The organism is Pseudomonas glycinis, assembly GCF_054871425.1.
The window spans coordinates 206888-229115 of the sequence record NZ_JBTYHF010000007.1 but is presented as its reverse complement, the minus strand read 5'-3'; the positions used below and the strand labels follow the sequence as shown (position 1 = coordinate 229115).

Below are 22228 nucleotides of genomic sequence, written 5' to 3'. Positions count from 1 at the left end.
CTTCGATTGATCGGCATCCGCTGGCGCGCCCAGATGCACATTTCACGGTCAGCGTGTGCGGTAACTATCTACCGCAAGTGCTCCAGTCTGCGCATCTACTGTTGAGTTCCAGCCCGATGGCGCCCCGTTCAGAGTTGCAATGATGTCCACCCCGACTGCCCCGCTGTTGTTTCCAGTGATATTCGATTCACCCGGCCTGCATGCTGCCCTGGGTCCGGCACACGGTCTCCACAGCAAAGACTTCGACTGGCTTGCCCATGCGCAACTGGCGACGCAATCGCTGCGCAACAAGCAAACCCCGCCGATGCTGGCCGAACGCATCCTGCTCAACGCCGACAAGCAACAGGCCGTGTCGCTGGCGGGCAGCTTCATGCTCAGCGCAGGGCCGGATGACAACGGCGTGTTTCTCTATACGCCCTACGATGGCCTGAAAAAATTCGCTGACCGCCAAGCACTGACGGCCGCCCTGCAGACACGCCTCGACAATGCCGGGGAAGCTGATGATCTGCTGGCTTTCCTCTCGGTTTCGCTGCGCAAGGAACTGGTGGAAAAACGCGAGATTACCCTGACCTGCGAAACCATCGAAGGCGATGTGTTCGAGGACCAGCAAGCGGCTATCGGCGAATCCCTGGAGAGGTGCGCCCGTGACCTGCTGGACGAGCTCAAACGCCTGCCATCCCTTGCAACGTTGCTGGAAAAGATTCTCGACGAACTACTCGAAGCGCATTTTGCCGCGTTGCAACAGTCGCTAACCCGGGTCGGTTTTTATTCGACGTCCTCCTCTGCGGACAAACAGTGGGTCGACTCGCTGTCGCTCAGTGAGGCGCTGCTGCTGCACTTTCATCGCCAAGGCTGGCCGCACGGTCAGACCGTGGAATTTACCCATCCTGCTCGTCCGGTCAGCGAAGACGATCAGTCTGCCTGGACCCATGCGATCGAGTCCGCATCGGGAAAATTGACCATGCTGTTGTTTCGGCAGCTTGAGATCTACTGGAACGGCGCCTCATTCGAGGGCTCGCCCAGACGTACCTTCTTCAGCCAGACGCTACAGGATCAAGCGCGAGCGGATCTGATGATCAAGCGCGAAACGCAGATCCTCACTGCCAGCGAATTCGACGCCCTTCACTGTCTGGTCCGTGAGCCAAGCGTTGCAGTGCGGCGGCCAACGTTCGAAACCGTGTGCCTGAGCGAAGAGACAGCCTGTGTCGAGCTGGCCGGTTCGCTGATGATCAATCATGACAAGGCTTATCTCTATACGCCCAGCCAGGGCCTGCAGGTGCTCACCGATTACGCCGACCTCAAACAGACACTCACCGCCAAACTGCGAGCTGCCGGGCACGAAGATGAGCTGTACGGGCTGATGAACCTGCAAGAGCGCAATCGCTACCTTGGCTTCACTAACGCACAGGTATCCGGGGAAAACATTGGCGGTGAGATCATGACGACGCTGTTCGAGACCATCATCACCAAACAACGCCAGAACATTGAATTCGTGTTGCAGCGCTTTCGTCAGAGCAAACGCACCACCGATATCCATGCACTCTTTGATAAGGCATTGGATATCCGTTCGATGATTCATGAGCGATTGCTCAAGCTCGATCTCAATCAGCGCTGGAGTACCCGTCCGTTATTCACCAGCACTCCGCCATCGTCACTCGTGCAAGCGGACAAGGCTGCGCAGCAGGCGACGAGTCTGGGACGGACGCTGGATAATCTGACCAGCCACTTCAAAGACCAGCCGACCGCGCACAGCGCCGAACAGCGCGTCTTTTTGGAAGGCATTCTGTGGAAACTGGCCCAGGCGTTCGAAGATGGCCTGCGCGGTGAGGCCTACCTGCGCAGTCTCAGCGGGTCATGGCTGGAGGCGGAGCGAAAGATCGTCGACACCGTGCTCGATGCCACGCATCCGACACGCAGGGAGCGCCAGTCACTCAATGGTTTTCGCCCCGATGCCTGGTCGCTCACCCTCACCTGTGCCGAGTTCAAAGGTGCGCTGCCGCTCGCTCACTGCGTGCTTCTGACCGAGCGCGGCGGCATGGATGACCAGCATTCCGGACGCGCCATCCTGTGGACACCGGCCACGGGGCTGGAACAGTTCGAGAATATCGCCGTCGCGCAGAAGCAATTGCAACAACGCCTGGATGACAACAACCAGAGTCATACGCTGCTGGAAAATCTGCCAAGGGCTCAACGTCGACTGGACCAGCAATACACCCTGGGCAGTTTTCAATTGATTGAAGACCGGGTTTCCAGCAATCGCATGCAATCGGGCATTGAACACTTCCTTGCCGATTCAGAAGAGCTGCGCGTTTGTATCAAGGACCCGGACACGCTGCAGACTTACCTTGAGCAAATGAAAAGCGCGCTAATCGATACCAATCTGCGCCGCGCCGTTGACCTTGCACGAACCCTTGCCAGTCATCTGGATTATCCCGACTGGTTGCGCATGGCCTCGGCGACCGAGCAGCGCACGCAACTGGCGTTGCTGGATGAACTGCGCCGCGCGTTCATCGACGGCAAGGATTTCCTCGATGAGGCCCCGGCCCTGGCCACTCATATCGAGCAGACACTCAAGACACTGCTCGATGCGCGATTTCCAGGCAACGGCCTCAAGCCACAGGACATCCGGATCACCCCCAACCTGACACTGGCCGGCCCTGCCTGTGACTTGCTGGAGTTTAGCTTGCATCACTACAACGTCGTGCAGGACAGCGGTTTCAAAGTGGCATCGACAACAGCGACAGCACTACCGAAGGATTTTGGCCAGTCCGCCGTACGGCAACTGCTTCAATCTCTCGACGTTGCCACTACCTACACCGCAAAAGTGACCGAAGCGCTGACAGCTGATAGCGCGTCAGCACGCCTCAGCAAAGAACGGTTCTTGCGCCAGCTGCCCTGGCAATTGATGCAGCACGCCCACTCGATGAAGTTGCAACAGCAACTCTCTGATACCGGCTACGACTATATCTGCCAGGTCCTCGATATGCCGGACGGGATAGCGCGGGCGATGGTCGACGGTGCTCACGCCATCGCTTGTCCGCTATCGTTGATCAAGACTTCAGGCGCTGATTGCGTAGACGCGCTCGGACTGTATGTCTTCGGTCCGGGCGCAGGGCAAACAGGGCCCCGGGTCCTTTATGCGCCTTACTCAAGATGGATATTTCGCGAGTTCGAGAACGAAGCGCAGTTGATCGAAGCACTCAATACCCCCGGCCACTTTCAGGACTTGCTCATCCGGCGTCTGCCTGACGCGCAGCAGGCCGTATTCAAGAGCCTGTTGAAAACAACGATCGGCAAAAACAGTGAAATCACCCTTCATGACTCCCCCATAAAGGGCAACGTGCTTGAGCGGTTGCACAAAGACACCCTGAGTCTTCTGCCACAAATGCTGCGCAGCCAACCACAGATCAACGCCCAGGCAGATTGGGAAGCAGTGAAGTTTCTGTTCAGCCACGGCGTCCGCCTGGTGCCGCACGTGTTGCCGGGCAAACTCGCCTGCGGATTTTTCCTTTGGCGCAGCTATCAGGATTTCAAGGCCTCCGCTGAAGGCCTGCAGGATCACCACTGGGCGAACGCCCTGAAAAGCTTCATTGCAGGGGCGATTACCCTCTTTAGCCTGGGACGTCTGTCGTGGGAAAGCGAGGCAGAAACGGTCAGTACCGAATTCGCCGCAGAAGCGCACGCACCTGAGGGTACAGCCACGACGGTGCAAGCAGCCTCTCGCTGGGCAAAAGTGTCACCGGTAACGCCCGCCCGCGTGGATCTGCAGCCCTTCGAAAGCAGCACGGCACTGGAAAGCCTCAAGCTCGATGCCAATAAGCTGGTCTATGGAGATTCGTCGACGACGCAGAAATACGCCGCTATTGCCGGCAAGGTGTATCCGACGGTCCAGGTCGAAAAGACCTGGTATTTGCGCAAAAAAGACGGCAACCAGGGGCCGGCACTCGAGGAGAAAAATTCCCGTCTGGTCGTCGCAAGCACCAGCCAGCAGGTGTATCGCTGCCGGTCAAAAAAACGTGACCCTGTGCAACACGAAGTCGAGGAAAACCGTTCCATAGAAATGTATATCCAGGCCAGAGGCATGGCCCAGATCAACCGTCGCTATCCGGCCAGGGCGTTCGTGATACAGCAAGCGGTAAATCGTGCAAGAGAATACGCAGTCAATTGTCTGCATAACTACGTTACGCAGCGCGACAACCTTACCGGCACGCGGTTAGAGACAGTTTTAAAGGAGTTCTTCGAGGTGTCGGTAATAACGCCTACGCTGCTCAGGAAATTCGAGAAGGTGATTATTCCTGTTTGCCGAGAACTGACGAACCCGAAAGACGATCTGCTCTACACCGAACGCTTTTTTACTGGTCTGAACGGACCTGGCAGCGGCAATACCGTGGCATTCGTTTTCAAACAGGATAAGAGAAAAATCATTCATCTCACTGAGCTGTTTTTCAACCCGGGACTGGATAAATACACTGCGCATTTGCCCCCTCGGTTCAATGTTGATTCCCATGCCCGCGCTGTAACGCTGATCCATGAGCTCTCGCATCTGGTTTGCGACAGCGACGATCTTGTCGCCGTGCAGGCCATGGCGCCTTATCTGGACCTCATCGATACGAGGACGCCCTCGGGCAAACATGCCAAGGAATCTATTGAACGTCATCGCAGCTTATTGTCGCGCTACGGCAAGCATTTGTTTGCGGTAAAGACCGGCAAACAGGTCTGGACCGACCTGGACAAAGTACCCGCGCATGCCGGCAATTACCAAAAAATCCTCAGCCTTACCAACACCACAAACCTTGCAGATGCACGCCTGGCGTTTTGCCGCCCTGATTCTGCAGATGCAAGGATTGACGTCATGCTCGCCAACGCTGATTCGATCGCGTTGCTCATCAGTGAACTGGGCCGCCAGCTCGACCCGCTTCCCGCCCCTCTATCGTCAGCGGCGCCGGGGTCGGATCAGGCAGGATCCTCGCAAGCGCTGCCGTGAAGACAAAAAAATGCGCTGACGTCGCGCCAGCGCATTGCTCAACACAAGAATCAGTGGTGTTTATGCTGGGTTAATCCTTCTGGTCCCGCAGTACATTGCCCGAGGCGCCGTCGATGCGGAACTCATAGACACTGCCATCGGCCTTGCGCCCTTCGCCTTCCCAGTAGCCGTCATTGTCGGCGCCGATCTCATAGACCTCGACATAACCGGCCTTGGTCTTGGCGACCTCGATGGCCTTTTCGATGGTGATCCAGCCTGCGCCTGGCTTGTCCGCCAGGGCGGCACCGGCGCTGAACAAACCGGCAGTGGCAATCAGGGCTGCGAATGTCTTTTTGATCATTTTTTCACTCCATTTATGGATAGTAGGCAGTTGCTTCCTGTTTTTTTGGGCGCCACAGGGAAAAATAAGTTCCACGTTGATGGGTAAATGCCATGACGGATGTTCTCGGCAGCCTGCCGGCGAGGTTAGAATGAGCGAAATCAGGACGAGTCAATGACCCAAGACACTCTCTCGGAAGCCGAATACGATGCGATCACCGATGCCGCCGCGCACTGGTGCATGCGTCTGCACGCCGCTGACTGCACGGACGAGGAGCGTCGCGCATTTGAAGCTTGGCACGAAGCCCATCCGCTGCACGCCTTTGAATACGAAGCCATGCAGGAAATCTGGGAAGTCGCCGGAGATCTGCCTCGAACCGAGCCCGAGGCACTCGCGGCGCAGCGCAAGCCTTCGCGTTCGTGGCGCAAGTTCGCGGTCATCGCCGGCGCCTGCGCTGTCGGCTTGCCGCTCGCGGCCTACAGCGGCTGGAGTCTGGGCTGGGTGCCCAACAGTTATCAGCATTACGCCGCCACCGACAGTGTGCGTCAGATCACTCTGAGTGACGGCAGCCAGCTGGAACTCAACCTGAACACCGACCTGACTTTCAGCAATTACAAACATGAACGTCGCGCCACCCTGAACAAGGGCGAGGCGTTTTTCAATGTCAGCCATGACGCGTCTCATCCGTTCGTGGTGCGCGCCGGCGACGGCAAGATCCGCGTGACCGGTACCCGATTCAACGTGTGGATGTATGAAGATCAGGTTCGGGTCAATCTGGTCGAAGGTTCGGTGCTGGTCAGCAGCAATCGCGATCTGCCGGGCGACGGCCTGCGTCTGAGTCCATCGATGCAGGCACGCTACCGACAAGGCGATTACGCACCGCAAATCAGTCAGACCTACCCCGGCGATACCTCGCTGGCGTGGCGCAGCGGCCGACTGATACTGGACAACCTTGCGCTGCACGACGCCCTGCCTTTGATCAACCGTTACCTGGACAAGCCGTTGATGCTGGCCGACACCAGTACCGGCGCGATCCGCGTGGGCGGTGTCTACAACATCAAAGAGATGAACAACCTCGCCAACAGCCTGCCGAAAGTGCTGCCGGTCTACCTGACCCGCAACAAGGAAGGCAACCCGGTAATCAATTCGATGCCGCAACGCCCGCCGAAAAGCTGAAGGCCGCGTCCCTTACGGGAGGCGGCCTTCGTTTGTTTCAGGCGACGACTGTTTACTGCGCTGCCACCTTCCCTGCCTGATCCTGCTTGATCGTCAGCACCTGATATTGCGGATCCGCCTGGATCTGCTGCTCAGTGAATGGCAGGACACTCCACTGTTTCTTCGAAAACGCCTCGGTCTGATCGCGTGAATATTTCGACGCCGGATCACTGGATAACGAGAACGCCAGCAGCCCTTGGGCATGCGGGCCTTTTTCGTCGAAGCTCACCACTTGCAGATAGCTGGTGCCGCTGACCACCTCAAGTTTGCCGTCATCACGGGGCACGCTTTGCATCGCGTTGTAGATGCCCAACGTACCCGGCCCGCCATGAATCGGCGTTTGCCGCCCTCCACTGCTGACCACCTGGATGTCACCCCAGCGCATGTCCGGCTTCAGGCCCATTTTGCCGGCCAGTTCGACCGACGCCAGCATCGCTTCACGCAGCGCCTTGGCCACGGCCGGTTGTTCGAGCGCCAGGCCGTGCGGAGTGTGTTGCGCATCGGCCGGATTGAATGCAACACGCCAGATATCCGGTGAGTCAAGCAGCGCCTGCATAATGTTCTGGAAGTGCACCAGACCGATCCCGGAATCCAGACTGGCACGACCATCCCAGGCTTTGAGGCTGGCGCAGACCGGCTTCAGCGTGGCCGCATCGCTGCCCAGATCGGCGCCGCAGAACTTCAGCAGATCGGGCATGACCTGCGCGGCCAGATAGACCTGATCGTCCATGACCATATGCTGCAGATCCTTGACCGCCAACGGGCCTTTTTTGCTCAGCTCAGCCAAACGATCAAGCGCAAATCGCGAGCGCAGGCCCAGCGGTTGTCCGTCCTGACTGATCAGCGGTGAATAGCCGGTGAGCGGTTGCGCCGGGTTGGCCAGCCACGCTGAATCGTTGGAGTGCTGAACGAAATCCTTGCGCAGCAATTGCGGCAACTGGCTGGACGCAAAAATGCCCTGCTGCGCAGCTTGCGGATCGACATCCCAGGCACAGCCGCTGTTGGAACCGTCCAGGACAATCATGCGCAGACCGAGGCGTGGATCGCTGCACTTGGCCAGTTTTTCCGCGCTGACATTCGGCACCACCGACAGGTTCATGTACAGCGTCTGGCCCTTGTCATCCACCGCCAGAGTATTGACCCACGGGATGCCCTGGATCTTGTGCACGGCGTCTTGCAGATCCTTGAGATTGCTGGCCTGGTTCATCGCGTACCACTGCTTGAGCACGCGATCGTTGTCGAGGTTAGCATCGCGCAAGCTGTAGGCATATTGCTTGTCCCAGTCGAGCTTGCCCGGCCATTGCACGATCGGGCCGAACTGCGAACTGTAGATATCGCGCTTCACCGGCACGACCTGGCCATCAGCCTGCTTGACCTGCACGGTAACCGTCTGTTTGTTCAGCGGCAGCGACTTGCCATCGAGCAAATACCGAGTCGGATCCTTTGGATCGAGTTGCAGGCGATACAAGGTGAAGTGTTTCGACGAGTCGACAGTGTGGGTCCAGGCCAGATGCTGGTTGAAACCGATGTTGATCATTGGCAGACCCGGCAATGCCGCGCCCATGACATCAAGCTTGCCGGGGATGGTCAGGTGCATCTGATAGAAACGCATGCCGCCGACCCATGGGAAATGCGGGTTGGCCAGCAACATGCCACGGCCGTTGAACGAACGCTCGCTGCCGACTGCCACGGCGTTGCTGCCGCGATCCAGGGCGAAACGTTGCTGACGGGCGTCGGCCAACTGGAACGCCTCGGCATCGTGCTTGACCTGCGCGGTGGCTTGCGGCGGCGTGGCGCCGGCCAGAGCCTCGGCGAACTGGCCCACCCCGCCTTCCACCAACAGGCGCCGCGTCAGTTTGACCAGATCCTCGGCACTGATATCACGTACCCACTCGCCCTGGCATTGCTGCGGCAACCCTTGCTGACGCCGTTCGGCCAGATAGCGGTTGTATCCGGCGGCATAACCCTCGACCAGGTCGCGGACCTGCGTCGGTTGCGCCTGCCAGAAGGTTTCGACCGCTTCTGGAGTATTGAGCCAGGTGAAGAACACATCACTGACGCGGTTTTCCCGTTGTTCGACAGTGAACTGCTCCGGGCCGAAGTAGCGTGAGCGCTCGCCGTTAACCGTCACAATCTCGTTGGCCAGCAAACACAGGTTGTCCTGGGCATAGGCGTAACCGATGCCGAAGCCCAGCCCGCGTTCGTTCTCGGCACGAATGTGCGGCACGCCGAAACTGGTGCGGCGAATATCGGCGCTGGTTTGTGCAGCCGGGCTCAGTGCATGGGCCGACAGGCTCAGTCCGAACAAGGTGCTGGCGAGGGCCAGCCCGGTGAGTTGCCTGGAAATAATCACGCTTGCTCCTGATCGAAAGGTCGATTGCCCCTGCGTCCACGCGCAATGAGCCTGTCGAAGAAACGAAGCTGAGGAAAAAAATTTAGCGGGCAATCCTTCGGCACGAGGCCGGCATCACAAGGCCGGGACGAATTTCCGACGAAATTTCTACATCTTTTCTTTCATGATTTGTCGTGCTGAAACGTCTTGTTTAGAGAGCGCAACAAAACCTTTCCCGATCTGGCTCTGAAAAGGAGTAATCGCATGTACAACTCGCAACTACCAACGGACGGTAGCCAGACGCCCCTGGGCGTTTCAATGGGTTCGCACACCGGCAATTTCACCCAGCGCGGCGAGCGTCCGGGCAATGAGCGCATCCGCGTGCTACTGAAGAGTTTCGGCCTGCGCACCAGCCTGATTCGTCTGAAAGTCATCGACGCCCTGCTGGTGGCGGCACAGAGCAATCGTCGCCTTGGCGTACGTGGCGTGCATAGCCAGTTGCTCGATCTGGACGTGCCGTTGTCTTTTCTCAGCGTGCGCGAAGTGCTGAAACGCTTGTGCGCCGAAGGCGTGATCACCTTCAACGCCGACAAGAGTTACAGCCTGCACCCGCAGGCTGCAGCGGTCCTCAACCACGAATGAGGCTCGCTTTCAGGGCTTGACCTTGCGGCGCATCACGCCATTGATCACCACCACAACCACCGCCACGCCGATCGCGACGTACTGGAAAGTTTTCTCGGTGATCATGCCGGCGTTTTGCAGCCAGGACAGGCCCAGCATGATCGCCAGTACCGACAGGGCGATCAGAATCGAATAAATCAAGCGTTGCTTCTGGGTCATTGCGGTTTCCTGAAACGTTGGAATGTATGCGTTTGCAAGCCATACGCTTGCCGAATTAGGGGACGTGCCGGGGCAAACGGGCGCTCATGTTACCGCCCCTGAAGACTTTTGGCTGCAAGGTCAGCCGACCTTGAGGCATGGCCCGCCCTCCCTGCTCTGGCGCAAACAAGTAAACAGCTTCCGCGCCGCGCCAATCCTTTAAACATGCCGTAAGTTTTTGAAATCTGCTGACGCAGCAAACGGCTAGGTCGGCTGTGCGTCTGCACCTAGGCTCTGCGAACTTCCTACCACTCATAAAACAGGGATGTTCATGCAGAGAACACTTATCAATATCGGCCCCAGACAGGTTGCCGGTTTCTGTCTGGCGCTGACCGCTTTCGAACTGCTCACTTACATGGCCAGCGACGTGATCATGCCAGCGATGCTGGACGTCACCACCGACCTCCAGGCAGACGCGCAGCATGTTCCCCATGCATTCAATCTTTATCTGTTGGGTGGCGTCTGCCTGCAGTGGCTACTGGGTCCCTTGTCCGATCAATTCGGGCGAAGGCCACTGTTATTGATCGGCAGTGCGCTGTTCGGTGTGTCGTGCGCGGCAGCTTTCAGCACCGACAGCATTGAAGCGTTCAACCTGTTGCGTCTGTTGCAGGGCATGGGGCTGGGATTCGTCGTCGCCGTGAGCTACCCGGCATTGCAGGAGGTTTTTTGCGAAGCCGACGCCGTCAGGCTGATGGCGTTGCTCGGCAATGTTGCGTTGTTATCGCCGTTGCTCGGGCCGCTGCTTGGCATCCTGCTGCTGGAATGGCTGAGCTGGCGGGAAATTTTTCTGCTGCTGGGATGCACAGCAGCGCTGGTCTGGCTCGGCCTGTTGCTGTGGATGCCGGAAACCGTGGGCGTCGAGCGCCGCGACGGTCATCAAACTCGCCCAGTACCCTTCTCCTGGCGCCTCACTTGTCGGCGCTACGGTGCGCTGTTGGGCAATCCGCGTTTCCTCTGCGCAAGCCTGGCGCTCGGCCTGATGAGTCTGCCGCTGATCGCCTGGATAGGCCTGGCGCCATTGCTGCTGGTGCGGGTACTGGAACTGCCGCCGCTGGAATATGGCCTGTGGCAGATACCGGTGTTCTCGGCAGTCATCGCCGGCAATCTGATTCTCGACCGCTTGCTGCAGACTCATTCGCTGACGCAATTGATTCAACTGGCGCTCTGGCCGTTCTGTCTGGGCCTTCTGTTTCTGGCCGCGTGCGCATTGCTCGGCGCGGGGCTTGGTCCGGTGGTGGCGAGTTTGTCGCTGTACGCCGTCGGGCTGGGCATGAGCAACGCGGCGGTGTATCGCCTGGCGCTGTTTTCCAGTGACGACAGCAAAGGCCTGGTGTCGGCGCTGACCGGCATGATCTCGATCGCCGTCATGGGCTTTGGCGGTTCGCTGATTGCGGCCATCGGTGGCGGCAGCCGTCTTGAATACTTCGCTATCTGGGCCGCATTCGGCGGGCTGATGTGCCTGCCCATGGTTTACCGGCTCCTGCAAACCACCACATCTGATGTGGCCTCGCCTCAGTAAGGAACACTGATGACTCACCTACCCTATGCCGACGCGCTGTGCGCGTTGAAGCAACCCTATTGCGCGGATTCAGCCGCGCCCGCTCTGTTTGATCGAGCGATGACCGAAATCAGCCGCTTTCACTGCGATCACACCCCGGGTTACGCCCATTGGCTCAACGCCCACGGACTGAAGCCGCAGGACCTCGACAATCTCAATGACTGGTCGCGTCTGCCGCCGATCTTTGCCAGTTTCTTCAAGCAACACCTTCTGCTCAGCAGCACGGGGACGAACGCCCTGGAACTGACTTCTTCGGGCACCAGCGGGCAGAAAAGCCGGATGCGTTACGACGAACGCAGCCTGGCTCGCGCGCAGTTCATGGTTGCGCAGATCTTCCGCCATTACGCCTGGGACACTCCCGATAGTCCGTGCAACTACCTGCTGTTGAGCTACGAACCCGAAGGACGCATCACCTTGGGCACCTCGTTTACCGACCAGTTTCTCTGTCGGTTTGCCCCGGTCAATCGCGTGGTTTACGCCTTGCGCAACACCGGTAGCGGCCATCAGTTCGACGTATTCGGTGTCATCGCCGCATTGCAGTCATTCGCTGAAGAAGGTTTGCCGGTACGGATTTTCGGCTTCCCGGCGTTTCTCTGGCAGACCCTGCAACGCATGCAGGCTACCGCTGTGCAGGATGTGCAATTGCCCGCCGGTTCGCTGGCTTTTTTTGGCGGTGGCTGGAAAACCCAGGCTGCGGAGGAAATTCCCAAACCACAGTTTTACGCCCATATCCATCGGCAACTGGGCATCGAACCGGCCCGCTGCCGCGATGGTTACGGTGCTGTCGAACACGCGGTGCCTTACATCGAATGCGCCCGTCACCGCTTTCATGTGCCGGTGTATTCGCGGGTGCTGATTCGCGATCCGGTGGATTTTTCCCTGTTGCCCTATGGCCAACAAGGCCTGCTCGGCTTCGTCTCGCCTTACATCTCATCGAGCCCGGCCCACGCCGTGGTCATGAGCGACCTTGCCACGCTGCACCCGGGCGCAAGTTGCGGCTGTGGATTGACCAGCGACTGGTTCGAACTGCACGGCCGCGCCGCCACCACAGCGGGCAGAAGCTGCGCAATGGCCGCCGCCGAATTATTGGGAAGTCACTGATATGTATTTGATCAATGGACAACTGCACCACGCTTATAGCCTCGACCAAGCGCTGCAAGATCTGCAACAGGCGTTGCCGCAACACTTGGCGAGGGCACTCGACAGCCGCACAGTCATCGACGCAGTCGCGGGATTTGCCCGGCAACTGCATGACGCGCACTCGCATCTGTTCCTCGACAACGAGCAGCGGCAGGCCCTGATCGATTTCTGCCAACCCGAAGCGCTAGCCTACAAACGCCAGCGTGAATTGGGCGCCGAGGGCGATTGCCTGCGTCGTTTCGATTATCGCCAGCCACGCTTCGAAGCCTGGCGTCCACTCGGCCTGGTGGTGCACATCACTCCGGCCAACGCGCCGCTGCTGGCCTTTTGCGCGGTAGTGGAAAGTCTGCTCGCCGGCAACGTCAACTGGTTGCGCCCCAGCCGCAGCGATCAAGGCGTGACGGCGCAACTGTTGCGCGCGTTGGTCGACTGCGATGCAAGCGGACAACTGGCCGGACATGTCGCGGTGATTCCAGCGAGCACCGAGCAGATCGGCAAGCTTTGCAAACCCGCGAACGGGGTTGCAGCGTGGGGTGGCGAAGCGGCCCTGCAAGCGATTCGGCAACAGTTGGTGCCGGGTTGTCGCTGGATCGATTGGGGGCACCGCATCAGCTTCGTCTATCTCACCCCGGAATCGTCTACGCCGGAGGCGCTTGATGCCGTCGCCGACGAAGTCTGCCGACTGGATCAGCAGGCCTGCTCCAGCCCGCAATGGCTGCTGGTGGACAGCGACGATCCGCAGGTTCTGCGCGATATCGGTGAACGCCTGGCGCAGGCCCTGCAACGACGCGCCACGCAATGGCCGGCATTGGTGCCGACAATCCAGGAAGCCTCGCAAATTACCACGCACACGCAGATGGCCCGCCTCGGCCAGAGTTTCGCCGGACACACCGGGCAAGTGTGGAGCGGCCCGGGCTGGCGGGTGATCTGGAGCCATGAGCGGCAACTCGCGCCTTCACCGCTGTTTCGCAGCGTACTGCTGCACCCGCTGCCGCAGGCACTGCTCACTGCCGCCCTGTTGCCCTGGCGCAACGTCCTGCAAAGCTGCGCGCTGATGTGTGCGCAATCACGCATTGCCGAGCTTACTCATGCGCTGATCGCCGCCGGGGTCACGCGTATCGCACCGATCGGCAGCATTCACGACGGTTACGCAGGCGAACCCCATGATGGCGTCTATGCGCTGCAACGTTTGAGTCGGCGGGTATCGGTGAGTCTGGCGGCCACGCAGCTGCCGAATCAGGCCAGTCTCGATTCACCGCCACTCGCGGCGAAGTCGAGCGCTGCGATCATGAACAAAGAGGCGTTCGTCGCCCAGCCCATCAACGATCAGGCGCAGTTGTATTTCCGCTCCGGAGGCAGCAGCGGCACCCCTGCTCTGGCCGGCTACAGCTATCGCGATTTCGATCGGCAGATGCGCGCAACCGCTGACGGTCTGTTCGCCGTTGGTCTTGATCCGGCGCGGGATCGGGTCATGAACCTGTTCTTCTGTGGCGGGCTGTACGGCGGTTTTCTAAGTTTCAGCAAAGCGCTGGAATTGCTCGAGGTGACGCACCTGCCCATGGCCGCCCCTATCGATGACGACTACCGGGAGATTGCCCAATTGATCATCGACCAACGGGTCAACGTGCTGGTCGGTATGCCCGCCACCCTGCATCGTCTGTTTCTCAATGAACAGGAGCGTCTGCGTGCTTATGGCGGGGTTGAAAAAGTCTTTCTGGGTGGCGAGCATCTGAGCGAGCAGAACCGTGCATTGCTGCGCAGTTGTGGCGTGTCGAGCATTCGCTCGGCGATCTACGGCAGCGTCGATGCCGGCCCGCTAGGCCATGCCTGCAAGGCTTCGGCGGATAGGGTTTTCCATCTGATGAACGCGATCCAGGACCTGGAAATCGTCGCGTTCGATGAGGATGTGCCGGTGATCGGCGATCAGGTGGGTCGGCTGCTGGTCACCTCGCTCGCCCGTGAAGGTGGCCAGCGCGTGCAGCGTTATGAGATTGGCGACACCGGGCGCTGGCTGCCGGGCGTCTGCGCCTGCGGGCTGACGTCGCCACGCTTCGAGCTGTTGCAACGCCACGGCAAGCTGTTGCGCATCGGCACTGACTTCATCTCCCTGAGCGAATTGGCGTCGCGGCTGCAAGTGCCGTTTCAGTTGCAGCTGGACCACAGCGCTGACGGCGTCGAGCGCATGCAACTGCACTGCGAACTTGCAGCCGACATCGCTAAACACCGTCTCGCCGATTACCTGACCCTGATGACCGTGGTCGACAGCGGATTGCTGGTGCTGCAGATCGAACAATGCCCGCCCGAGCACTTCGTTCAAAACAAACACAGCGGCAAGACGCCGCTGGTCATTGACTCCCGCCGCTGACGCTTGCCGTGAGCTGGCTCATTCGAATCAAGAAGAACACACCGTGAAAACAACCGACCCGATTAGCGAATTGACCGGTTTTGCCCGCAAGCATTCGCCCTACTACAGGAACAGCCTCGCCGATATTCCCGAGGCAATAAGCTCGCTGCGCGAACTGCCAGTACTTGATCCGGCAGACTTCTGGAAAGACAGCGCGGATCTGGCGCAATGGCCGGTTCTGACTGCCCCCCTGGCCCACGCCTTGGTCTTCAAGACCGGTGGCTCAACCGGCGGCGGCAGGCTCTCCGTATATGCCCGCACGGAATGGCAACGCACAGTGGAAGCTTTCGGTCGCAGTCTGAGCGAGCAATTCAGCTCCGGCGACCGTGTCGCCAATCTGTTCTTCGCTGGCGACCTCTACGCCAGTTTCCTGTTTATCCACGATTCACTGGCCCATGTGGAAACGGCTATTACCGAGTTTCCGTTTACCGGCGAAGTCGACCCGCCAATGCTGGCCGATGCCATCGTGCAACACCGGATCAACGTGTTGGCTGGCGTGCCTGCGCAACTTTTGACCTTCGCCAGTTGGCTCCAACACCGCGGCCTTGCGCTGCCCTTGGTTGATACCGTGCTTTATGGCGGGGAGAGTCTGTTTGCCTCACAACGCCAGCTCCTTGAGCAAGTGCTGCCCAACGCGCGCATTGCCTCGATCGGCTACGCCAGCGTCGATGGCGGATTCATCGGTGCAAGTCATCGTGACTGCATCGAAGGAGAACATCGCACACCTGACGGTCACGCACTGCTGGAGATTATCGATCAGCACAGCGGCGCAACGATCGAGGCCTGCGATCAAACCGGTCTGCTCGTATTGACCAATCTGCATCGCCGCTTGATGCCGCTGATCCGCTATCCCGTCGGAGATCTCGCGTGCTGGCGAGAGCCGTCGGGCACTGCGCAACGCAAATTCGCCCTGCGCGGGCGCAGCGGCACCAGCCAGCGTGTGCGGGTCGGCATTCTGTCGCTGATGACCGATGAAATCAGCGAAATCGTACGGAGCATCACTGGCAGCAACGATTGGCAGTTATTGGTCGAGCACGACGACGGCAGAGATCTATTGACGGTGAAATACGTAGTCAACGAAAGATCGACCCGCATCGAGGACAGACTCGAGGCCCGCTTGATCGAACTGTATCCGCAGATACCACAACTGCGAGGCGCCGGGTTATTGCAGCTGCGTATACGGAGCTGCCGCTTCGAGGACCTTGCGCGCCATCCTCGCGCGGGGAAAAGCCTGAGGATTGTTGACTTGCGCTGCTATGGCCCGGACGAGGGGGAGGTGCGTTATGGAGTCGTTGATCCTGCGCAATTACCGTGACACCGACGCTACAGCCGTCAGCCAATTGTTTCGCGAGGTCTATGGCGATCATTACGTGCAAACCGACGTTTACATGCCCTGCCTGATCAACCAGAACCACGCCGACAAACGCTGGCACTCACTGGTTGCAGTGGAGGGAGAGCGGATTCTTGGCCATGCCACTTTGTATCGGCAGAGCGAAAGCTCGCACGATGCCGAACTGGCCTTGAGCGTCGTACATCCCGATACCCGCGGAAAGAACATTGCCACGCGCCTGGGCGCGCAACTGCTGACTCATGCACAGGCGTTGGGTTGTCGCAGCGTTTCGATCAAACAGGTCACCCACCACCCCTATACCCAACGCATGGCTATCAGTCTCGGTTTTCATAACACCGGACTGTTGCCGGACTATGTCCGCTCACCCTTTGGCGGCAAAACACCGGAGTCGATCGTCTTGGGTGTCCGCGCCATAGACGGCTACCAGCGCCCGCTGCCGGAGCAGCCGTGGCCAACCCGCTACCGTGCGTTCATGGAGCGTATGACGGCGGCGTTTGGCTGTTCTCCCAGTGCAGCATGCTGGCGCGGGCCCTCGGTTCAGGTTCAACAACACGGCAATCGGCATGAAATGCTCGTGGAAAAACTCGAACCGGAACTGCTCGATCAGCTGAGAACGCTGCCCGGGCACTGGCTGGTTTCGATTCGTCTACAGCTTTCGCGACAGTTTGCCGTGGATCTGCACAGTCTTAACGCCATCGGTTTTGCTTTCACCGGTCTGGCGCCTGCGCAAGACAATCCAGGAGGCTGGCTGACGTTGTTTCATCGCGGCTACCGCACGCGCAAGCTGACATTGCATTGCCCGCACATGCAGCAGTTACACGACCAGGCACAACGTCAACTCACTGGGCGAGCCATGGCTGCGGTGTAATCAGCCGGAGCCCGCACACGGATGAGCGGGCTTCATCGGCAGAAGTCAGGCCTTTGCCTTCAGGCCTTTGTCGGACGGAACTGCCGCATTGCCTTCGCCATAGGTCTTGAGATTCTGCAGGACGTAAATGGCTTTCTTGAATTCGGGAATCAGGCTCTTGCCGTAGTAATTGCCATTGAGACTGTTGGTCTGGATGGCATCGAGCTGCGTGGCGAAATACTCCAGCGCGTTGAACTTCGCCTCCGGGTCTTTCTGCACGCCGAAGCGGTCGAATTTGTCGCCGGCATTGAGCAAGGTGATCGAGGTGATCTCGGAAATCAGGCCGCGCCCGCGCAGGAATTCGCTGAGGTTGCCCAACTGCTTTACGGAGACGTTGGCTGGATCAAAGCCCTTGATCTGCTTGCGCAAACCCTGTTTGTCCATCTCCGCGACGTTAAGCGCATTCGGATCGTTGCCGACCAGGGTCAGCATCTGCTGCACCTTGACGCTCTGCGAAACCTGTTTCTTCGCCCCGGTATCACGGACCATTACGCCCGCCTTGCTTTCCCAGGCGCCGGTATAGCCGATCGTCATGCGAGGATTCCTTGTGCAATGAGCATGAAATGTCCTTGTCCCAACCAATTGAATGGGCGCGAGTATCGGCCGCTTCGCCTGATCCAACCAACCCTTTTGTGCGCTTTTTTACAAATCTCGTACATTCATGACACCGAGCTTAAGGCCCGCAAACATTGGTTCAGCGCCGTCATCAGGATGTAACAACTGTGGCGATTGCTGGAGATGTACCAATCCCGATACCAACCGGTCATCGCCCTGAGTTCTTTCGGCGCGCAAGTACCTAAAGCTTCCGCCCGTAACGACGATACGCTGTGATACCCGCCCTGTTTTATTCCTGCCCTCCAACAAAAACGCCGCTCAAGGATCAGTTCCATGCCCGCACTGCGCACTATTCAGGCTCGCTACACGCTGTTTCTGATTCTGTTCATCCTGCTGTTGTCCGTGCTGACCGTGGTCGGCATCAGCCAACTGGTCGCACCGACCCTGCGCGATACCGAAGAGAAGGTCGTGCTCAACCGCATCGCCGAAGTCGCCGTGCAGATTCAGGGCGAACTGAACAAGGTGCAGGCGCAGCAACGCAGCATCACCCAGACCATCCCCCTGCTCGACAGTGCAGCCATCGACGTGGTGTTGCCAGGGCTGGTGGATCAGTACGGCGAACTGAAAGTCTTTGGCGGCGGTATCTGGCCGTTGCCGGGCCAGCGCGAAGCCGGCCGCAACAAGTTCAGCACCTTCTGGCACCGCGATGCCTCGGGTCAGCTCAAGGTCAATACGTTCTGGAACAGCGACGCCGCACCGAACTACTACGACCAGAGCTGGCACAAGGGCGGCATGGCCACCCCGCGCGGCCAGTGCGCGTGGGCCGCTGCCTATAAGGACGACGCGAGTGCCGAGCCGCGCACCAACTGCGCCATGGCCATCTACAAGAACGGCAGCGCCTGGGGCGTCTCGACCATCGACGTGACCCTGGGCTTCTTCAACGACCTGGTGGCGCGCAAGGAAAAAGACCTCAACGCCGAAATGCTCATCGTCGAGGCTGACGGCAAGATCATCAGCAACAGCTCGCGCATCAGCGGTCCGATCGTACTGAAGAACATCAGCGAACTCGCGGCCAGCTCGACCTTCATCAATCAGATCAAGACCGGCCTGCAGAACCGCGATAAAGCGCAACGCGTCGAGTTCGACAACAACGGTGAAGACGCCACATTCTTCATGCGCCCTATCGAGGGCACACCGTGGTTCCTCGCCACCGCCCTGCCGACCAAAATGCTCACCGCCCAGCGTGACGATGTGCTCAACAGTCTCAGCCTGATCCAGATACCGCTGGTGATCCTGCTGGTGCTGTTGCAGGTTTACGCGATTCGCAAACTGGTACAGCGCATGAAGGCTCTGAAAGCCAACATCGATTCACTGTCCAGCGGTGACGCCGACCTGACCCGCCGCATCACCATTCGCGCTGAGGACGAACTGGGCGCCATCGGCCATTCGGTCAACACCTTCATCGTCTATTTGCAGAACATGATCGGCGAAGTCACCCAGGCCACCGGCGCCATGGCCTCCAGCCTCGACAATCTGCAACGCACTTCGGCGCACACCAGCCAGATTCTGCTGCGTCACGCCTCGGAAACCGACCAGACTGTCACCGCCATTACCGAAATGAGCTCCACCGCTGAAAGCGTGGCGCAGAATGCCGCTGAAACCGCTGCGTTCACCCAGCGCGCCAATGAAAACGCCGATCGCTCGCGCGTCGTGGTGGGTGAAGCGACCAACAGCGTGGTCGCGCTGATCGACGAAGTGGCCAGCGCTACACATAAAGTTGAAAACATGCAGCAGGACGCCCAGCGCATCACCGAGATTCTCGGCGTGATCGGTGCGATTGCCGGGCAGACAAACTTGCTCGCCCTCAACGCCGCGATCGAGGCGGCGCGTGCCGGTGAACAGGGTCGTGGCTTTGCGGTGGTGGCGGATGAAGTCCGCGCCCTTGCCGCCCGCACTCAGGCCAGCACTTCGGAAATCAACGAAATGTTGACTCGTCTGACCCAAGGCGTCAGTTCCTCGGTCAGCGCCATGGAAAACACCCAGGCCAGTTGCCAGTCCGCCGCTGACGCCACCGCCCGAGTCAACTCGGGGCTGGACGAAATGGCCGGTTCGGTCAGCCACATCAACAGCCTCAGCACGCAGATCGCCACCGCCGCCGAACAGCAAAGCGCAGTGACCGAAGAGATCAACCGCAGCATGGTGCAGATCCGCCACATGGTCGATGAACTGGTGCAGAGCGGCCAGGCCAGCGAGCTGAATACCCGCCAGTTGCTCGAAGCCAATAGCCGCGTGAGCGCGATCATGGGGCGGTTCAAGGTCAGTTAAGCCAACCGCGACCACGGGGATTTTGGCCTTTACGCCAATTCCCTGTGCGAGCGAGCCTGCTCGCGAAAGCGATTTTTCAGTCACTGTATCTGCGCCTGGTCGACCGCATTCGCGAGCAGGCTCGCTCCCACATTGGTTCGGCTGTCTTGTAGCAACTGGAAACACTCAGTTGATGCCGGGATGGAAAAACCGGTCAAAATGCGTTCTTGCTGACCTTCACCGAGTCGAGAGTCCATTCCCATGCGAAGCCAACTGCGTCTGCTCGCCCTGAGCGCCCTGTTCATCTCCTCCCTGGCGCAAGCCGCCGAACTGATCCCGATCGAAGTGCACCGCGATGCCAATTGCGGCTGCTGCAAAAAGTGGATCAGCCATCTCGAAGCCAATGGCTTCAAAGTCGAAGATCACGTCGAAAGCGACATGAGCAGCTTTAAACAGCAGCACGGCGTACCACCGCGTCTGGCGTCCTGCCACACGGCGATCATCAATGGCAAATTCGTTGAAGGCCATGTGCCGGCCGATCAGGTGCTTGCGTTGAGCAAGCGCGACGATCTGCTGGGTGTGGCTGCACCGGGCATGCCAATGGGCTCACCGGGCATGGAAATGGACGGCATGAGCGACGCGTATCAGGTCATCGGCCTGAAGAAGGACGGCGCTGATGTGGTAGTGGCGGACTACCCGGCCCGTTGATGGGGGCAGCCTACTTCGGCCTGTTCTTTGCTGCGTTTGGCGCGGCGACATTGTTGCCGTTGCAGTCCGAGGCGCTGCTGGTCGGCCTGATCGTCAGCGAGCGTTACTGGCTGTGGGGTTTGCTCGCGGTGGCGACGCTGGGCAACGTGCTCGGTTCGCTGGTCAACTGGTGGCTGGGACGGGGCATCGAGCGGTTTCAGGATCGACGCTGGTTCCCGGTCAGCCCAAAGCACATGACCAAGGCGCGCAAGCACTACGAGCGCTATGGGCATTGGTCGCTGCTGCTCAGTTGGCTGCCGGTGATTGGCGATCCGCTGACCTTGATTGCCGGCGTCATGCGCGAACCGCTCGGGCGCTTTCTGTTGATCGTCACCCTGGCCAAAGGCGCGCGCTATGGCGTGCTGGCCTTGCTGACCCTGGGCTGGCTCGGTTGAACCAACCTTCGCTGTGATTGCCTTTGTTTAACGTCGGCGTAATCCCGACCTTCCAGAGTCGGCCAATTTTCAAGGAGTTTGTGCTTATGTCCGTCACGCTTTCCCGCTGGCTGCCCGGCCTCGTCCTCAGCGCTGCCCTGCCATTAATGGCGCACGCAGCCACTGAAACCGCCTCCGCCGAAGGGCCTGCCTATGGCCCGGAGCTGCAAGGCTTCCAATATCCCTACACGCTTAAACACTTCGCCTTCGAATCCCAGGGTCAGAAGCTGCAAATGGGTTACATGGACGTCGCCGCCAATGGCAAGGCCAACGGCCGCACCGTGGTGCTGATGCACGGCAAGAATTTCTGCGCGGCGACCTGGGACAGTTCGATCAAGGCCTTGAGTGATGCCGGCTACCGCGTGATTGCGCCGGACCAGATCGGCTTCTGCACCTCCAGCAAACCCGAGCACTATCAGTACAGCTTCCAGCAACTGGCGACCAACACCCAGCAATTGCTCAAGGCGTTGGGCATTCAGAAAGCCACTGTGCTCGGTCACTCCACCGGCGGCATGCTCGCCACCCGTTATGCGCTGCTGTTCCCGGAGCAGGTCGATCAATTGGCGATGGTCAACCCGATCGGTCTGGAAGACTGGAAAGCCCTCGGCGTTCCGTATCGCACCGTCGATCAGTGGTATCAGCGTGAGTTGAAGGTCACGGCCAAGGGCATTCGCGACTATGAGCGCACCACCTATTACGATGGCCGCTGGAAGCCGGAATTCGATCGCTGGGTCGACATGCTCGCCGGTCTGAGCAAAGGTCCGGGCAAGACCCAGGTCGCGTGGAACTCGGCGCTGATCTACGACATGATCTTCACCCAGCCGGTCTACTACGAGTTCAAGGACCTGAAGATGCCGACCCTGCTGCTGATCGGCACCTCCGACACCACCGCCATCGGCAAGGACCTCGCACCGCCGGAAGTCAAAGCGAAAATCGGCCACTACGAGGTGCTTGGCAAACAGGTCGCCAAGTTGATTCCGCAGTCGACGCTAATTGAATTCCCGGGCATGGGTCATGCGCCGCAAATGGAAGAACCGGAAAAATTCCATCAGGCGCTGCTCGGCTGGCTGGGCAAGACTCCTTCCGCTCCTTGATGAGG

Annotated in this window: 15 protein-coding genes and 2 pseudogenes; 13 read left to right on the top strand and 4 right to left on the bottom strand. The window is 59.3% G+C overall.

The annotated features are described in order from the left end of the window. Positions 1-142 precede the first annotated feature (142 nt). A complete protein-coding gene (locus ACYSTU_RS18230; protein WP_136493386.1) occupies positions 143-4984 on the top strand; it encodes a dermonecrotic toxin domain-containing protein in 4842 nt (1613 codons plus the stop codon). 70 nt (positions 4985-5054) lie between these two features. On the opposite strand, the gene ACYSTU_RS18225 is transcribed toward ACYSTU_RS18230, so the two are convergent. Then, positions 5055-5324 (bottom strand): PepSY domain-containing protein, encoded by a 270-nt coding sequence (locus ACYSTU_RS18225; protein WP_136493387.1) that lies wholly within the window; start codon positions 5322-5324, stop codon positions 5055-5057. Between the two features lie 153 nt (positions 5325-5477). Between ACYSTU_RS18225 and ACYSTU_RS18220 the strand changes: the two genes are divergently transcribed. Then, entirely contained in the window at positions 5478-6479 is a 1002-nt protein-coding gene (locus tag ACYSTU_RS18220) for a FecR family protein (RefSeq protein WP_136493388.1), read from the top strand. 52 nt (positions 6480-6531) lie between these two features. On the opposite strand, the gene pvdQ is transcribed toward ACYSTU_RS18220, so the two are convergent. After that, positions 6532-8871, bottom strand: a complete 2340-nt coding sequence (gene pvdQ, locus ACYSTU_RS18215; protein ID WP_499000610.1) for a bifunctional acylase PvdQ — start codon at positions 8869-8871, stop codon at positions 6532-6534. A gap of 243 nt (positions 8872-9114) precedes the next feature. Between pvdQ and ACYSTU_RS18210 the strand changes: the two genes are divergently transcribed. Further along, positions 9115-9492, top strand: a complete 378-nt coding sequence (locus tag ACYSTU_RS18210; RefSeq protein ID WP_136493390.1) for a fe2+ zn2+ uptake regulation protein — start codon at positions 9115-9117, stop codon at positions 9490-9492. Positions 9493-9501: 9 nt separating this feature from the next. Here the strand turns inward: ACYSTU_RS18210 and ACYSTU_RS18205 are convergent, their stop codons facing one another. Further along, on the bottom strand, positions 9502-9690 hold the full coding sequence (locus ACYSTU_RS18205) for a hypothetical protein (protein WP_016770563.1): 189 nt from the start codon (positions 9688-9690) through the stop codon (positions 9502-9504). Positions 9691-10000: 310 nt separating this feature from the next. Here ACYSTU_RS18205 and ACYSTU_RS18200 point away from each other — a divergent pair, with 310 nt between their 5' ends. The 5 genes from ACYSTU_RS18200 to ACYSTU_RS18180 are packed head-to-tail and all read left to right on the top strand — an operon-like array spanning position 10001 to position 17050. Then, positions 10001-11248, top strand: coding sequence for an MFS transporter (locus tag ACYSTU_RS18200; protein ID WP_499000606.1), 1248 nt, complete (start codon positions 10001-10003; stop codon positions 11246-11248). A 9-nt stretch (positions 11249-11257) separates the two neighbouring features. Further along, the gene (locus ACYSTU_RS18195; protein ID WP_499000603.1) at positions 11258-12388 is read left to right on the top strand and encodes a LuxE/PaaK family acyltransferase; all 1131 of its coding nucleotides are present in this window, start codon (positions 11258-11260) and stop codon (positions 12386-12388) included. A 1-nt stretch (position 12389) separates the two neighbouring features. Next, complete coding sequence (locus ACYSTU_RS18190; RefSeq protein ID WP_499000601.1) at positions 12390-14792, top strand: aldehyde dehydrogenase family protein; 2403 nt, start codon at positions 12390-12392, stop codon at positions 14790-14792. A gap of 43 nt (positions 14793-14835) precedes the next feature. Next, a complete protein-coding gene (locus tag ACYSTU_RS18185; protein WP_499000598.1) occupies positions 14836-16146 on the top strand; it encodes a phenylacetate--CoA ligase family protein in 1311 nt (436 codons plus the stop codon). After that, positions 16115-17050, top strand: a complete 936-nt coding sequence (locus ACYSTU_RS18180; RefSeq protein ID WP_499000595.1) for a GNAT family N-acetyltransferase — start codon at positions 16115-16117, stop codon at positions 17048-17050. The genes ACYSTU_RS18185 and ACYSTU_RS18180 overlap by 32 nt, the downstream gene beginning before the upstream one ends. A gap of 45 nt (positions 17051-17095) precedes the next feature. On the opposite strand, the gene ACYSTU_RS18175 is transcribed toward ACYSTU_RS18180, so the two are convergent. Then, the gene (locus ACYSTU_RS18175) at positions 17096-17623 is read right to left on the bottom strand and encodes a hypothetical protein (RefSeq protein ID WP_024012886.1); all 528 of its coding nucleotides are present in this window, start codon (positions 17621-17623) and stop codon (positions 17096-17098) included. 354 nt (positions 17624-17977) lie between these two features. Between ACYSTU_RS18175 and ACYSTU_RS18170 the strand changes: the two are divergent. From ACYSTU_RS18170 to ACYSTU_RS18150, 5 genes and pseudogenes are all read left to right on the top strand, one after another. Then, a pseudogene (locus ACYSTU_RS18170) lies at positions 17978-19108 on the top strand (HAMP domain-containing protein); the annotation flags it as partial. Between the two features lie 333 nt (positions 19109-19441). After that, positions 19442-19969, top strand: a pseudogene (locus ACYSTU_RS18165) (methyl-accepting chemotaxis protein); the annotation flags it as partial. A gap of 240 nt (positions 19970-20209) precedes the next feature. Next, positions 20210-20656, top strand: a complete 447-nt coding sequence (locus tag ACYSTU_RS18160) for a DUF411 domain-containing protein (RefSeq protein WP_041480975.1) — start codon at positions 20210-20212, stop codon at positions 20654-20656. Continuing rightward, positions 20656-21090 carry a YqaA family protein gene (locus ACYSTU_RS18155; RefSeq protein ID WP_122698336.1) on the top strand — a complete coding sequence of 145 codons (435 nt, stop codon included), beginning with the start codon at positions 20656-20658 and terminating at the stop codon, positions 21088-21090. The genes ACYSTU_RS18160 and ACYSTU_RS18155 overlap by 1 nt, the downstream gene beginning before the upstream one ends. Before the next feature lie 86 nt (positions 21091-21176). Then, positions 21177-22223 carry an alpha/beta fold hydrolase gene (locus ACYSTU_RS18150; protein ID WP_122746324.1) on the top strand — a complete coding sequence of 349 codons (1047 nt, stop codon included), beginning with the start codon at positions 21177-21179 and terminating at the stop codon, positions 22221-22223. Positions 22224-22228: the final 5 nt, after the last annotated feature.

Excerpts from the sequence above, each read along its gene's own strand:
- ACYSTU_RS18230 (WP_136493386.1), top strand. The coding sequence starts at position 143 with ATGTCCACCCCGACTGCCCCGCTGTTGTTTCCAGTGATATTCGATTCA.
- ACYSTU_RS18225 (WP_136493387.1), bottom strand. The coding sequence starts at position 5,324 with ATGATCAAAAAGACATTCGCAGCCCTGATTGCCACTGCCGGTTTGTTC.
- ACYSTU_RS18220 (WP_136493388.1), top strand. The coding sequence starts at position 5,478 with ATGACCCAAGACACTCTCTCGGAAGCCGAATACGATGCGATCACCGAT.
- ACYSTU_RS18210 (WP_136493390.1), top strand. The coding sequence starts at position 9,115 with ATGTACAACTCGCAACTACCAACGGACGGTAGCCAGACGCCCCTGGGC.
- ACYSTU_RS18205 (WP_016770563.1), bottom strand. The coding sequence starts at position 9,690 with ATGACCCAGAAGCAACGCTTGATTTATTCGATTCTGATCGCCCTGTCG.
- ACYSTU_RS18200 (WP_499000606.1), top strand. The coding sequence starts at position 10,001 with ATGCAGAGAACACTTATCAATATCGGCCCCAGACAGGTTGCCGGTTTC.
- ACYSTU_RS18195 (WP_499000603.1), top strand. The coding sequence starts at position 11,258 with ATGACTCACCTACCCTATGCCGACGCGCTGTGCGCGTTGAAGCAACCC.
- ACYSTU_RS18190 (WP_499000601.1), top strand. The coding sequence starts at position 12,390 with ATGTATTTGATCAATGGACAACTGCACCACGCTTATAGCCTCGACCAA.
- ACYSTU_RS18180 (WP_499000595.1), top strand. The coding sequence starts at position 16,115 with ATGGAGTCGTTGATCCTGCGCAATTACCGTGACACCGACGCTACAGCC.
- ACYSTU_RS18175 (WP_024012886.1), bottom strand. The coding sequence starts at position 17,623 with ATGACGATCGGCTATACCGGCGCCTGGGAAAGCAAGGCGGGCGTAATG.
- ACYSTU_RS18160 (WP_041480975.1), top strand. The coding sequence starts at position 20,210 with ATGCGAAGCCAACTGCGTCTGCTCGCCCTGAGCGCCCTGTTCATCTCC.
- ACYSTU_RS18155 (WP_122698336.1), top strand. The coding sequence starts at position 20,656 with ATGGGGGCAGCCTACTTCGGCCTGTTCTTTGCTGCGTTTGGCGCGGCG.
- ACYSTU_RS18150 (WP_122746324.1), top strand. The coding sequence starts at position 21,177 with ATGTCCGTCACGCTTTCCCGCTGGCTGCCCGGCCTCGTCCTCAGCGCT.